The 12,738-nt window shown below is 65.5% G+C and carries 12 protein-coding genes and 1 other RNA gene; 7 read left to right on the plus strand and 6 right to left on the minus strand.

The genetic code is table 11. The features are described from left to right. Positions 1–40 precede the first annotated feature (40 nt). From AC5RUP_RS14015 to msrA, 5 genes are all read right to left on the minus strand, one after another. Complete coding sequence (locus AC5RUP_RS14015) at positions 41–565, minus strand: DUF1360 domain-containing protein (protein ID WP_494153198.1); 525 nt, start codon at positions 563–565, stop codon at positions 41–43. A gap of 258 nt (positions 566–823) precedes the next feature. Beyond that, positions 824–1,810: a diaminopimelate dehydrogenase gene (locus AC5RUP_RS14020; RefSeq protein WP_494153197.1), complete on the minus strand. Its 987-nt coding sequence runs from the start codon at positions 1,808–1,810 to the stop codon at positions 824–826. A 48-nt stretch (positions 1,811–1,858) separates the two neighbouring features. Beyond that, a complete protein-coding gene (gene epsC / locus AC5RUP_RS14025) occupies positions 1,859–2,446 on the minus strand; it encodes a serine O-acetyltransferase EpsC (RefSeq protein WP_494148979.1) in 588 nt (195 codons plus the stop codon). A gap of 47 nt (positions 2,447–2,493) precedes the next feature. After that, entirely contained in the window at positions 2,494–3,429 is a 936-nt protein-coding gene (gene cysK / locus AC5RUP_RS14030; protein ID WP_494069616.1) for a cysteine synthase A, read from the minus strand. Positions 3,430–3,513: 84 nt separating this feature from the next. Then, complete coding sequence (gene msrA / locus AC5RUP_RS14035) at positions 3,514–4,038, minus strand: peptide-methionine (S)-S-oxide reductase MsrA (RefSeq protein ID WP_494069615.1); 525 nt, start codon at positions 4,036–4,038, stop codon at positions 3,514–3,516. A gap of 97 nt (positions 4,039–4,135) precedes the next feature. Between msrA and AC5RUP_RS14040 the strand changes: the two genes are divergently transcribed. Further along, positions 4,136–5,179, plus strand: coding sequence for a Nif3-like dinuclear metal center hexameric protein (locus AC5RUP_RS14040; protein ID WP_494153196.1), 1,044 nt, complete (start codon positions 4,136–4,138; stop codon positions 5,177–5,179). 74 nt (positions 5,180–5,253) lie between these two features. Then, entirely contained in the window at positions 5,254–5,994 is a 741-nt protein-coding gene (locus AC5RUP_RS14045) for a zinc ribbon domain-containing protein (protein WP_494153195.1), read from the plus strand. A gap of 89 nt (positions 5,995–6,083) precedes the next feature. On the opposite strand, the gene AC5RUP_RS14050 is transcribed toward AC5RUP_RS14045, so the two are convergent. Then, positions 6,084–6,848 (minus strand): YaaA family protein, encoded by a 765-nt coding sequence (locus AC5RUP_RS14050; protein ID WP_494153194.1) that lies wholly within the window; start codon positions 6,846–6,848, stop codon positions 6,084–6,086. Between the two features lie 125 nt (positions 6,849–6,973). Here AC5RUP_RS14050 and rnpB point away from each other — a divergent pair. The 5 genes from rnpB (at position 6,974) to AC5RUP_RS14075 (ending at position 12,732) form a co-directional block, all read left to right on the plus strand. Next, positions 6,974–7,365: RNase P RNA component class A (gene rnpB, locus AC5RUP_RS14055), an RNA gene on the plus strand. A gap of 216 nt (positions 7,366–7,581) precedes the next feature. Next, positions 7,582–9,513 (plus strand): L,D-transpeptidase family protein, encoded by a 1,932-nt coding sequence (locus AC5RUP_RS14060; RefSeq protein ID WP_494153193.1) that lies wholly within the window; start codon positions 7,582–7,584, stop codon positions 9,511–9,513. Between the two features lie 64 nt (positions 9,514–9,577). Beyond that, positions 9,578–10,612: an acyltransferase family protein gene (locus AC5RUP_RS14065; RefSeq protein WP_494153192.1), complete on the plus strand. Its 1,035-nt coding sequence runs from the start codon at positions 9,578–9,580 to the stop codon at positions 10,610–10,612. 259 nt (positions 10,613–10,871) lie between these two features. Next, positions 10,872–12,332: a glyceraldehyde-3-phosphate dehydrogenase gene (locus AC5RUP_RS14070; RefSeq protein WP_494153206.1), complete on the plus strand. Its 1,461-nt coding sequence runs from the start codon at positions 10,872–10,874 to the stop codon at positions 12,330–12,332. A gap of 199 nt (positions 12,333–12,531) precedes the next feature. Then, on the plus strand, positions 12,532–12,732 hold the full coding sequence (locus AC5RUP_RS14075) for a hypothetical protein (RefSeq protein WP_494012272.1): 201 nt from the start codon (positions 12,532–12,534) through the stop codon (positions 12,730–12,732). The last annotated feature ends 6 nt before the right edge of the window (positions 12,733–12,738 follow it).

Raw genomic sequence — 12,738 nt, forward strand, 5'->3', positions numbered from 1 at the left:
TCGTCCGGGACTCAGGAGGCCTGGAGCGCTGCGTCGGAACTCATGCCGCCGACTTCTGCACCTTCGAGTAGAAGAACTGGAGGAGGTCGGCCCCGAATTCCGCGCTGAACAGGGCGGCGGTCCAGCGGGTTGGCTTCGGAGCCAGCAGCAGGCCGAAGATAAAGCCGCTGGCCACCCATTGGCCTAGGCAGAACGGGCAGGTCAGCAGTTCGCCGATGGCTTTCCGTAGCCCGGTGCCGCGTACGTCTTCGGCCAGTTCGGCTGCTCCGCTTTGCCCTTCAAAGGTAGTGAAGGGAGCCCGCAGCGGGCTGGTGACCGGGGCCTTGGTCAGCAGGCGGGAGAGCTTGTGTGTGGCAATAGCGATCAGCGCCAGGTCGCTCCACCGGGGCGCGTCCGGCAGGGTGCGGCGGGAGCGGTGAACGGCGGCTGTCCCCAAGGCCAGTCCTGCGCCGTGAACACCCATCAGCAACAGGAATGAGCCCAGCGGCCGGTGCTCTCCGTGGGTGTATTCATCCTTCTCGCGCCGCAGCAGGGCCCGTAATGTCTGAGCTTTTTCCTGATACATCTGTTGCTTGCCCTCCCCGTCTGGTGCCCTGGGGCGAGTTTATCGGCGCCATGGGGGACGCAACAGGGCGGGACACCCGTGGAACGGCACGACTGATGGGCTAAAACCGCACCGTTAAGCGGAAATCGGCCCCTCCTCGGAAAGTTGAGGAGGGGCCGATTTTTCAGGTCTGCTTCCTGCTATAGCTTTGAAGCGCGGTAGCCCGCTGCCCGAGCTGCACCTTCTAGGAGTGCGGGCTGAGCCAGCTGGCCCGAGGTGCTACAGCAACTCAGCGCGCAGTTCGGCCGCCGATTTGGGGGAGAGCAGGCCGGGCGGTACGTCGAAGACGGTGACTGCGCCGAACCGGCCCTGCTGGTGCAGGCGGTGCACGGCCCGGGCGTAGGCCACCAGAACGCTGGCGGTGAACTCCGGGTTGCTCTCCAGCGAGAGTCCGTACTCGATGACCTGGGCGTGTTCGTCACTGGTGTTGCCGCTGCGGATGGTCATCCCGCCGTGCGGCATGGCGCTGTGGTCGCGGGCCAGCTCGTCGGCGGTGACGAAATGGACCTCGGTGTCGTACTGGTCGAAGTAATGCGGCATGGTCACGATGGCCTCGCGGACTGCGTCGGGGTCGGCGCCGTCTGCCAGCACCACGAAGCATTCACGGGTGTGCTTCTGGCGCGTCTCCAGCTGCGGGCGGCTGCCGTCGCGTACCTGTTCAATCGCGGCCTCCGACGGCAGCGTGTACTGCACGCCGGCTGCGACACCGGGCACCCGGCGGACGGCGTCCGAGTGTCCCTGGCTCAGCCCGCGGCCCCAGAAGGTGTAGGTGTCGCCGTCGGGCAGGAGGGCTTCGCCGTACACCCGGTTGATGGAAAACATGCCCGGGTCCCAGCCGGCGGAAATCAGCGCTGTCTTGCTCGCCGCCCGCGCCGGCGCGTCAACGGCGTCGAAGTATTCGGGAATGCGCGCGTGCGTGTCGAAGCTGTCCACCGTGTTGAAGCGGGCCGCCATGACCGGTCCCTGCTGCGGGAGATCCTCCTTGGAACCGCCACACAGGATCAGCACGTCGATGCTGTCTTCGTGGGCGGCCAGGTCGTCCATGGCGTACACGGCAGTGTCCTCGCGCAGCGTGGCAAGGTCGCCGGGGGACCGGCGGGTGAAGACCCCGGCCAGTTCCATGTCGACATTTTTCGCTACAGCGGCCTCCACGCCGCGGCCCAGGTTTCCGTAGCCGGCTATGCCGATGCGGGTCGATTCGCCCACGGCTTGTCCTCTCGTCAGGTTCAACGTTTATCAGGCAGCAGTGGAAGGTTAGATCCACATCGCCGGGTCGATGTATTCGGCCGGGTCGACGGCCGGCTTGGTTTCGCGCATCGGATCGCGGTGCCGGAAGGTGGCCGGGATGCCGGTGATGATCGATTCCGGCGGAGCGTCCTTGACCACCACGGCGTTCGCACCGACGGCGCTGTCAGCCCCGATGACCACGGGGCCCAGCACTTTGGCGCCGGCACCGATGACCACCCGGTCGCCGATGGTGGGGTGGCGCTTGACCTTGTCCAGCGAACGGCCGCCGAGCGTGACGCCGTGGTAGAGCATCACGTCGTCGCCGATTTCGGCGGTCTCGCCGATCACCACGCCCATGCCGTGGTCGATGAAGAACCGGCGGCCGATGGTCGCGCCGGGATGGATTTCGATGCCGGTCAGGAAGCGTCCCGCCTGCGAAATCAGCCGGGCCGGCAGCCGCAGCGACGGATTGGCCCACAGCCTGTGCGTCAGCCGGTGGATCCAGATGGCGTGCAGCCCGGAATAGGCCAGGAAATTCTCCACGTGGCCCCGGGCCGCCGGGTCGTGCGACCGGGCGGCCTCGAGGTCTTCACGCAGTCGCGCTAGGAAACCCATGTGCTCTTTCTCATTGAACAGCGCCGCTCGGCGGCACGGAAAGCTGGTCAGCCGCGGATGTCGTCGTACAGGATCGTGGAAATGTAGCGCTCACCGAAATCGGGCACCACGGCCACGATCAGCTTACCGGCGTTCTCCGGGCGCTTTGCCACTTCCAGCGCCGCCCAGACGGCAGCGCCTGAGGAGATGCCGCCGAGGATGCCTTCCTTAATGCCCAGATCGCGGGCGACGGCGACCGACGCCGACGTCGGCGCGTCCAGGACCTCGTCGTAGACGCTGGTATTCAGCACCTCCGGCACGAAGTTGGCGCCCAGGCCCTGGATCTTGTGCGGGCCGGGGCTGCCGCCGGTGAGGATGGGGGAGTCTTCCGGCTCGACGGCGATGATCTGGACGCCGGGCTTGCGCTCCTTCAGCAGGCCGCCGGCGCCGGTGATGGTGCCGCCGGTGCCGATGCCGGCCACCAAGATGTCCACCTGGCCATCGGTGTCGGCCCAGATTTCCTCGCCGGTGGTGTTGCGGTGGATCAGCGGGTTGGCCTCATTGGCGAACTGCTGCGCCCAGATGGAGTTCTCCGTGTTGGCCACGATTTCCTTGGCCTTCTCCACTGCGCCGCGCATGCCCTCGGAACCCGGGGTGAGCACGATTTCGGCACCGAACGCACGCAGCATGACCCGGCGCTCGGTGGACATGGTCTCCGGCATGGTCAGGATCACCTTGTAGCCGCGGGCTGCACCGACCATAGCCAGCGCGATGCCGGTGTTGCCGGAGGTGCCCTCCACGATGGTGCCGCCGGGCTTCAGCGCTCCGGCCTTCTCGGCGGCGTCGACGATGGCCACGCCGATCCGGTCCTTGACCGAGTTGGCGGGGTTGTAGAACTCCAGCTTGACCGCGATCTGGGCCGGCAAACCCTCGGTGAGCCGGTTCAGGCGCACCAGCGGGGTGCGCCCCACAACCTGGGTGACGTCGTCGTAAATCGGGGCCATGTTTTCCTGCCTTCTGGCCGTTCGGCCGTTACAGATGGGAGTAACAAAACTTCTTCCACACTAGCCAGCGCGGCGAGTGGTGGGCTAAGCGGTGAGCCATTCGGCGTAATATTTTCGGGCCTTGGCCAGCTTGGGATTAATGATCACCTGGCAGTAGCCAGCGTCGGGATGCTTGGCGTAGAAGTTCTGGTGGTATTCCTCCGCCGGGTAGAACTCGGGCAGCCGCACAACCTCGGTCACGATGGGGTCCTGCCAGTCGGCCTGCGCGCGCTCGATGGCGGCTTCGAAGGTTTGTTTCTGGTCGTCGTCGACGTAGAACATGGACGAGCGGTACTGCGTCCCGACGTCGTAGCCCTGGCGGTTCAGGGTGGTGGGGTTGTGCGAGGCGAAGAACATCCCCAGGATGACGTCGTCGGGCACCACCGTTTCGTCGAACGTCACGGCGACCACCTCTGCGTGCCCGGTCGTCCCGGTGCAGACCGCCTCGTAGGAGGGATTCTTCACATGGCCGCCGGTGTAGCCGGAAACCACCTCCGTGACACCGCGCGTCATGTTGTAGACCGCGTCCAGGCACCAAAAGCAGCCACCGCCAAGCACAAAAGTCTTCATGGCTTAACAATGTCACGGACCCCTCGAATGTTCCCGGGCCGCGAACGCGGGCGGCGGTTGGTGGGCGGACCAGCACGGATGGGGTAGAAAAGGATTCATGGTCGACGACGAACAGCTCCGCACCGGGGAAGCCGAAGCCCCCGCAGGCACCGAAGCCCCCGGCACCGAAGCCGCCGAGGGAAGCGCAACATCCGAAGGCGCCAAAGCCTCCGAGGGAAGCGCAACTCCCGAAGGAAAGGAAGCCGCCGAGGGGCCCGAAGCCGCCGGGGGAACCGAGACCTTCGTGCAGGACGAGGCGCGGCCGAAAACGCCGGTCCTGGGCGATGTGCTCCTGGCCATCGAAGAGCTCTGGCCGGAATCGCTGGCCGAGCAATGGGACGCGGTGGGCCCCGTCGTCGGCAGGCCCTCCGCCGCCGTGCAGAAGATCATGTTCGCCGTCGATCCGACCACCGAAGTGATCGCCGAGGCCATCGAGTGGGGCGCCGACCTGCTGCTCACGCATCACCCGCTGCTGCTGAAGCCGGTCAATTCGGTCGCAACCACCAGCTTCAAGGGAGACGCCGTGCACCGGCTGATCGAAAGCGGCTGCGCCTTGGTCACGGTTCACACCAACGCCGACAGCGCCGTCGGGGGCGTCTCCGACGTGCTCGCCGACGCGCTCGGGCTGCGGGATGTGCGGCCGCTCTCGCCCGCTGACAACGGGTTGCCGGAAGAAGGCATCGGCCGGGTGGGAGAACTGGCAGACGCCAAGACGCTGGGCGAGTTTGCCGAGCACGTGTTCAGCATCCTGCCGGCCGTAGCCGGGGGAGTGAGGGTGGCCGGCGACCGCAACGGAATCATCCGCCGCGTGGCCGTGTGCGGCGGCGCCGGAGACTCGCTCTTCGATCAGGTCCGCGCCTCGCGGGCGGACGTTTATGTCACGGCCGACCTGCGCCACCATCCGGCATCGGAGGCACGCGAAGGCGCCGTGGACGGCCGGCCGTACCTCATCGACGTCTCGCATTTCGGCAGCGAATGGTTGTGGCTGACGCCGGCGTCCGTGGCGCTGGACAATGTCCTGGCCGACCAGGGCTACTCGGTGGAAGTCAAGGTCAGCGTTACCAACACCGATCCGTGGGATTTCGTCCTGACGCCGGGGTAGCAGCGCGTCGTCCGGACTGTAGGCTTGGACGAGGCTGAACCGCAGTGGTTCCGCAGCGTTTTGAAAGGACGTACATGGCGAAGGCACCGGCTTCCGAGCAACTGAGGTTGCTCGACCTGCAGGCACTGGACGGCAAGCTCACCCAACTGAGCCGCCGCGCTGCAGCCACCGCCAAGAATGCCGACATCGACGCGCTGGCGGAGAAGCTTGCCGCTGCGGACTCGTCCCTGGTTGCCCTCAGCACGGAGATCGCGGACACCGAACGCGAGCTGAAGCGCGCCGAAGGCGACGTCGAGACCGTCCAGTCGCGGATCGAACGCGACCAGAAGCGCCTGGACAGTGGAGCGGGTTCGCCCAAGGACCTGACCGCGCTGCAGCACGAACTGGTATCGCTGAACAAGCGCCGCAGCGACCTGGAAGACGTGGAGCTGGAAGTGATGGAGCGCCTGGAGGGGCTCCGCACCCGCCACGCCGAGCACCAGCAGGCCAACGACCAGTTGCGCGAAGAACTGTCCGGCTTGGAGCGCGCCCGCGACGAAGAGCTCGCCGGCATCGAAAGCGAACGTGCCGCCGCAGCCGCTGAACGCCAGGAAGTGGCCGGCAGCTTCGAGGCCTCCCTGCTGGCCGTGTACGAAAAGACTCTTGCCCACCGGGGCATCGGCGCCGCCCGGTTGTTCCACGGCAAGTCGGAGGGCTCCGGCATGCAGCTCAGCCCCGGCGACCTGGCCGACATCCGCAAGGCCGCACCGGACGACATCGTCTTCTGCCCCGACTCCGGCTGCATCCTGATCCGCTCGGAGGAGTGGGGCAGCTAGCCCCTGCTATGGGAGGCGGGGCGCTGCTCCCTGCCAGAGGTTGCGCGACGCCGCTGACAAAGCCAACGCGTCAAAGCTGCCACAACGGTCTACTCGCTCAGCACGATGTTCAGCGCGTGCGCCTTCCGGTCGGTGCCTTCGACGAGTTCCGCCTGCCAGGCTTCCTGCGCTGCCTTCAACAAGGCGGCCGGCGTCTCGGGCGCCCTGCCGCGCCTCGTGACCAAGTGCCGGGCGAGTTCGCCACGGGTGTGCTTGGCGAAGTGCGAGACCACGGTGCGCTTGCCCTTCCGCTCTTGGAAGACGTTGACCACGACCGTCCGGGCGGGGTCGGGAGTCCACGCGGCGGCGTAGGTGCTCGAGCGGCAGTCCACCAGCAGATGGCCCTCCGCATGGGCGGCCAGCGCCTGGGGGAGTCGCTTCTTCCAATAGGAGGCGAGCTTCCCTGTTTCCGGCAGGCCCACGGACATGGACAGCCGGTAGGCGGGAATGCTGTCGGCAAAACCAATAGCGCCCCACAGCGCCGAGATGATGACGACGGCGGCGTCCGCCTTGCGTTTTTGTGCCGCGGTCATGGATCGGTAGCCGAGGGCGTCGTAGAGCACACCGGAGTAGACGGTGTGTGCCGGGGCGGACGGTTCGTCGTGCAGCCGGGTGTTGCGTTCCACTTCCGCGGCCAGCGAGGCTCCCACGCCCAGGCGGGCGAGGGCCTCCGGGCTCCGGCTCACATGGGCCAGGGCCGCCAGCACCTCCTCGCGGGCCGGGTTCAGCTCCGGAAACTGCAGGTCCTGCAGCTCGAACGGGTGTCCCTTGACGGCAGCGGTCTTCCCTTCGGAAGGCGGAAGAAGAATCAGCACCGTAAGAGCCTACCGTCGGACGCCGCCGCCCAACGAAAGGCCCCCCCGCCGTCGCCCCCGAAGGGAACCGGCAGGTGTGGCAGATTACGGGTGGCGGGCAGGCAGGCCGTATCCTGAAGGCGGGACGGGTTGGCTGGGCGATCGCGTCGGGCTGGTCCGCGAGGACGAGTCCGCCGAGGAAAGTCCGGGCTCCACAGGGCAGGGTGGTGGGTAACGCCCACTCGGGGAAACCCGCAGGCAAGTGCCACAGAAAACAGACCGCCAGGACTGCTCCGGCAGGGCCTGGTAAGGGTGAAACGGCGGTGTAAGAGACCACCAGCGACCCGGGCGACCGGGACGGCTAGGTAAACCCCACCCGGAGCAAGGCCAGACAGGGCACGATCGAGGGCTGCTCGCCCGAGTGTCCGGGTAGGCCGCTTGAGGGTACCGGCAACGGTGCTCCTAGATGGATGATCGCCACCCTGCGGCGGGCAACTGCTGCAGGTGACAGAACCCGGCTTACAGACCAACCCGTCCCACCCCCTGGTAGGCGCTGGGGGAGATGCTTCAGGCCCGGTTCCCGGCCCGCTCGCCCCCGGTTGTTGGCCGGGCTTCCAGAGCCAGAGCGAGTGGCTGTCGCAGCCCGAGATCACTTCAAGGGCGTTCTCCTTACATATCGCGGGCCGAAGACGACAGTGGTCGGTACAGTCTCAGCTGGTTCCATCGCCAGCCTGCATCTCTCGCCGGGGGAACTATGAACCGCCCTTCGCTGTCGCCTGCTTCGCTGCGCTCCATGCTGCGCGTTGGCCTGACAACAGCAGTCCTCACGACGCTGCTCGCTTCGACGCTGCCAGCCTTCGCTTCCGGGGAGGCGGCACCGGCCGTCCAGTCTTCCCAAGTACCCGCTCCCGTTGATCCAACAGCGGACACCTTGCCGAACGACGGCGAAAGCCCCGTCCCGACCGAGGCCCCGGGCGGCGAAACGAGTCCGGAACCCCAGCCGACACCAACCAACGTCGTTTCTTCGCCTTCGACTCCGGCGGACCCGTCCGACGGCGCGTCCGAGGAGCGAGCCGTTCCCGCGACCCCGACGCCGTCGGTGCTACCCACAGAATCGGGCAAAGCACCAGGGGAGCGTTCCAAGACGCTCGTGCAGCAGAGCGACCCGCAGGAAACTCCCGGGACAGAAGAGCCGGTGGCAGAGCCGCCGCTTGCAGCAGCAGGGCAGAAGGAAATCGCCGCGAAGGCCGTGGCCTTGAAGCTCAGCCCGGTCAATGACTTCCGCTGCACGCTTAAGGACAACGGCTGCGTCCGCACCTACACGGACAGCGGTGGGGCGGCGCGGATTGGTATCTACTGGTCGTCGGCAACGGGAGCTTACGCCGTAAACCTTAAGCACCCGATTTACAAGGCATTCCAAGCGGCCAAGTACGAAAACGGCAAGTACGGCTATCCCATCGCAGATATGAAAGTTGCCTCCGACAAGAGCGCCTCGCAGCAATTCCAGGGCGGCACCATCAGCTACACGCCCCCGCACATCGTCGCCGGCAAGAAGGCCATCGAAGCGAAGGCGAAGCTGCACAACCTGATTGCCGTCAACGACTTCAACTGCCGCCTGGTGGACAACGGGTGTGTCCGTACCTACAAGCCGTCATCCAGGAGCACCAAGCGCATCGGCATCTACTGGACGGCGAAAACCGGTGCGCGAAGCACCGACCTCCAGCACCCGATCTACAAGAGGTTCGCGGCCGCAAGCCATGAACGTGGAATTATGGGCTACCCGACGGCCGACCCGAAATGCGGCCTCAAGTCCAAGGGATGTGTCCAGTTCTTCCAAAAGGGGACGATCGCGTACTCGCCCTCTACGGGCGCCAAATTTCTCACTGCACAGATGAATGACAGCTGGAAGGCCCGCGGCAGCCAGAACGGTAGTCTGGGCTACCCCCTACAAGACGCTGTGAAACGCAGCGGCAAGACCACGCAGGTTTTCCAGGGCGGCTCTTTGGTGGCGGCTCGGGTGGGCGCCGAGATGTACCCAAAGAATGAATGTTGGGCGATCGGCGCCCATAAAACCCGCTACACCCACAACTGGGCCAATCGCATCTCCTTCACCATCGCCGAAAAGTACGGAACCTCCAAGGCCAGCTTCATCAACTGCGTGCGGGTTGGATCCGTCTATAAGCAGGAATGGAAAACGGGCAAGGCGACGGTGGGACTCAAGGGGTTCAGGCGGCCGGGAGTGGCTTCTGGACACACCCAGTACCGTTGGTCCCCACAGGGCAGTTTCACTGTCCATGAAGCATTCGGCGAGGGGAATCCCGGCACCGACCTAAAGTACAAGAAGCTGAACAAACGGTCCAGATGGTCCGGTACGCCCGGCTCCTCCTACAACAAGTACTACGAGGCCCGTTCTGTGGGTTACGAACGGTGGCCGGACGAAAACATGTGGTTTTTCATGCGACTGCCTACCGGCGACTACCGCCAAGGCGCTGTGATCGACTACAACCGCGGACCGGGGCAAACCATCAAGCAGGGCGCGGGGTTCGCCATCTTCCTGCACGCCAACCCGGTTCCGACGGCGGGTTGCATCGCCCTGGACCTCCAGAACGTGGTCCGCTACCTCAAGACCGCCGACCCCGGCGACAGAATCATCATGGGAGTCCGGCAGGACATCTTCAAAGCCTGATTTTTGAAACGGTCGACGGTGGTGCGTCCCTGAGCGGAGGGAACACCGCCTGTAGGATGTCCGGATGCCTGCCACGCCGCCTTTGCGAGACCACCGACTGGACACGGCCAAGGGACTCTTGATCTTCGCAGTAGTTCTTGGGCACTTCCTGGAAGCTACCGGTAGCTGGCGCGCGGACGGGACGCGCTTGGCGCTGACCGGGATCTATATGTTCCACATACAGGCCTTCGTGTTCCTGGCCGGCGTGACGGCCAAGACCACGCGGCTGGGTCAGCGCCTTGGAACGTTCGCGGTGATTCTGGTGGCCTTCCAGGCCGCGTATTTTGTTTTCGTCCGGCTGCTGGATCTCGACCGGAACTTCTCCCTTGATACTCCGTTCTGGATCCTGTGGTTTTTGCTGGGCATGGTGTGGTGGCTTCTGCTCCTCCCCGTTGTTTTGCGATTCCCCCGGGCTGCGGTCCTTTCGGCGATCGCCATTGCAGTGTGTGCCGGAAGCTTGGACGAGCTCGGATATACCCTGTCGGCATCCCGGACGCTGGTGTTCCTGCCGTTCTTCGTCCTGGGCGCTGCCTACGGCAAGCGTCTGGTGGCGGCGCTGGCGGCGGCGCCGACGGCGTGGAAAGGGATTGCGCTCCTGGCAGCCCTGACCGGCTGGTGGCTGGTGTACAGCCTGGAGATTCCGCACCAGTGGTTCTACGGCTCCTTCGGCTTCGCAAGGCTGGAAGTCGGGGATGCCGCAGGGATCGCGACGAGAATGGGACTACTTCTTGTGGCGGCCGTGGCAATATGTGCCCTCGCCAGCGTGTCCGCGGATCGGGACGGCACGCTCGCACGGTGGGGTCGGCACAGCCTGGCCATCTATCTGCTGCACGGATTCCTTGTCCTGGCCACAGGAGCGTTCCTTCCCCCGCTTCAAGGGGTGTGGGGGAGCATCGGGGTCTTGGCCCTCAGCCTTGCGGTGACCGCAGCAACCGTCATGTTGCTGGCTTTGCCCGCCTTCGAGAACGCCATTCTACGCGCATCCGCACATGTCGTTAGGGGCTACTCAGGGACGGTCGAAGAGACCAGCGGCCCAAAAGGCCAACGCATCCGAACGTGAGGCAGTTCACCTGTAACGGTGCGTCCCTGCTCCGCGTAGTCTCTAGAATGGGTAACGGATAGGCGTGAGCCGCCGCCGATCAAGAAGTCGGCGACGGAAACCAGCAGATCCGCAAGCTTCCCGCCGGCACTTGGCGGTGGCGTGCCGTGCGGCCGGACAGACTGTCCAGCCAACCGGCGTCGTCGTGAAAATCCACGGCGGTGACAACCGGGCTCGAGGGAGAACCCGGCTGATGTAGGAAGGTAATTCTGTGAACCAGATGTCAGAGTCGGCCCTGGATACGTGGACCAACCGCGAGGCACTTGCCGAAGCGATGATTCCCGTGATCGGGCGCTTGTACCGCGAAAACAACGTAGTCACCTCCATCCACGGGCGCAGCCTAATCAACCAGTCCGTGGTGGGCATCCTGAAGGCGCACCGCTTCGCCCGCCAGATTGACGACGCCGAACTGCCGCTGGAAGAGACCTTCCCCGTGCTGCAGGCGATGAGCGAACTGGACCTCGGCGCGGGTTCGGTGGATTTGGCCCGCCTGCTGGTGAAGTTCAAGAACGAGGGTGACGGCGCCGAGCTGAAGGACTTCGTGCGCACCGAGCTCGCGGACATCGTCGGCAAGCGCGGCGCCGACGAGCGCACCAGCACCGACGTGGTGCTCTACGGCTTCGGCCGCATTGGCCGGCTGCTGGCCCGGATCCTGGTCGGCCACGCCGGCGGGGGCCACGGCCTGCGCCTGCGCGCCGTCGTCGTCCGCAAGGGCAGCGACGACGATCTGGTCAAGCGCGCCAGCCTGCTGCGCCGCGACTCGGTGCACGGCCCCTTCGAGGGCACGATCTCCGTGGATGAAGAAAACAACACCATCCAGGCCAACGGCACCCTGATCCAGTTCATCTACTCCAACGACCCGGCATCCGTCGACTACACCCAGTACGGCATCAAGGACGCCATCGTGGTGGACAACACGGGCAAGTGGCGCGACGAGGCCGGGTTGTCCCAGCACCTTCAGTGCCCGGGCGTATCCCGCGTGCTCCTCACCGCTCCCGGCAAGGGCGGCCTGAAGAACATCGTGCACGGCGTGAACCATGCAGACATCACCGACGAGGACAAGATCGTCTCCGCCGCCTCCTGCACCACCAACGCCATCACCCCGGTCCTGAAGGCGCTGAACGACAAGTTCGGCATTGCCCACGGCCACGTGGAGACGGTGCACTCCTACACTAACGACCAGAACCTGATCGACAACTTCCACAAGGGTTCCCGCCGCGGCCGCTCCGCCGCGCTGAACATGGTGCTGACCGAGACCGGCGCGGCCAAGGCAGTGGCCAAGGCCCTGCCGGAACTGGAAGGCAAGCTCACCGGCAACGCCATCCGCGTCCCCACTCCGGATGTTTCCATGGCCATCCTGAACCTCAATCTGGAACAGGACGCCACCAAGGAGAGCCTGAACGAGTACCTGCGCGGCATGTCGCTGAACTCGGACCTGCGGAAGCAGATCGACTACATCGACTCGCCCGAGGTCGTCTCCACCGACTTTGTCGGGTCCCGCCGTGCCGGCATCGTGGACGGCCTGGCCACGATTGCCAGCGGCAAGAACGCCGTGCTCTACGTCTGGTACGACAACGAGTTCGGCTACAGCTGCCAGGTGGTTCGCGTGCTCGAGGAGATCGCGGGCGTCAACCCGAAGATCTTCCCGGCCGTTCTGGAACCGGTGGCCGAGACGGTCTGATCGCCCTGAGACGGCACTAACGACGGCGGGGCCGGCGGCATGCGAATGCCCCCGGCTTCCGTCGTTAACCGGCCGGTGGCTTCGGGAACCTCATGCTGGTTTTGTGTGCGTAGCGATCCAAACAGCCAAGCCGGCTGTGGGCGCCCGCACTGCCGCCGCCGCTATGGCTTTGCGGCGACGCCGTTCCTACAATGGCCGCATGGTAGAGATGACGCGTTGGGAACGGGCGCAGGTCAATTACAAGGAGGCCCAGCGGCTGCTGGACGCGGCGCACGACGCGTACGCCCGCGGCAATGTGACGTCGAAGCGCATCGACGAACTCAAACGGCTTCGGGACATCGCGCTGGAAGATCTGCACCGCTGCGAAAAGGATCACCGGTCCAGTCTCACGGACAGCTGACCCGAA

The organism is Arthrobacter sp. Y3223151 (assembly GCF_059091125.1).

Bases quoted from the DNA above. Each gene is read 5' to 3' on its own strand.
- AC5RUP_RS14075 (WP_494012272.1), top strand. From the start codon at position 12,532: ATGGTAGAGATGACGCGTTGGGAACGGGCGCAGGTCAATTACAAGGAG.
- epsC (WP_494148979.1), bottom strand. From the start codon at position 2,446: ATGGGTTTCCTAGCGCGACTGCGTGAAGACCTCGAGGCCGCCCGGTCG.
- msrA (WP_494069615.1), bottom strand. From the start codon at position 4,038: ATGAAGACTTTTGTGCTTGGCGGTGGCTGCTTTTGGTGCCTGGACGCG.
- AC5RUP_RS14070 (WP_494153206.1), top strand. From the start codon at position 10,872: ATGTCAGAGTCGGCCCTGGATACGTGGACCAACCGCGAGGCACTTGCC.
- AC5RUP_RS14060 (WP_494153193.1), top strand. From the start codon at position 7,582: ATGAACCGCCCTTCGCTGTCGCCTGCTTCGCTGCGCTCCATGCTGCGC.
- AC5RUP_RS14015 (WP_494153198.1), bottom strand. From the start codon at position 565: ATGTATCAGGAAAAAGCTCAGACATTACGGGCCCTGCTGCGGCGCGAG.
- cysK (WP_494069616.1), bottom strand. From the start codon at position 3,429: ATGGCCCCGATTTACGACGACGTCACCCAGGTTGTGGGGCGCACCCCG.
- AC5RUP_RS14045 (WP_494153195.1), top strand. From the start codon at position 5,254: ATGGCGAAGGCACCGGCTTCCGAGCAACTGAGGTTGCTCGACCTGCAG.
- AC5RUP_RS14040 (WP_494153196.1), top strand. From the start codon at position 4,136: ATGGTCGACGACGAACAGCTCCGCACCGGGGAAGCCGAAGCCCCCGCA.
- AC5RUP_RS14065 (WP_494153192.1), top strand. From the start codon at position 9,578: ATGCCTGCCACGCCGCCTTTGCGAGACCACCGACTGGACACGGCCAAG.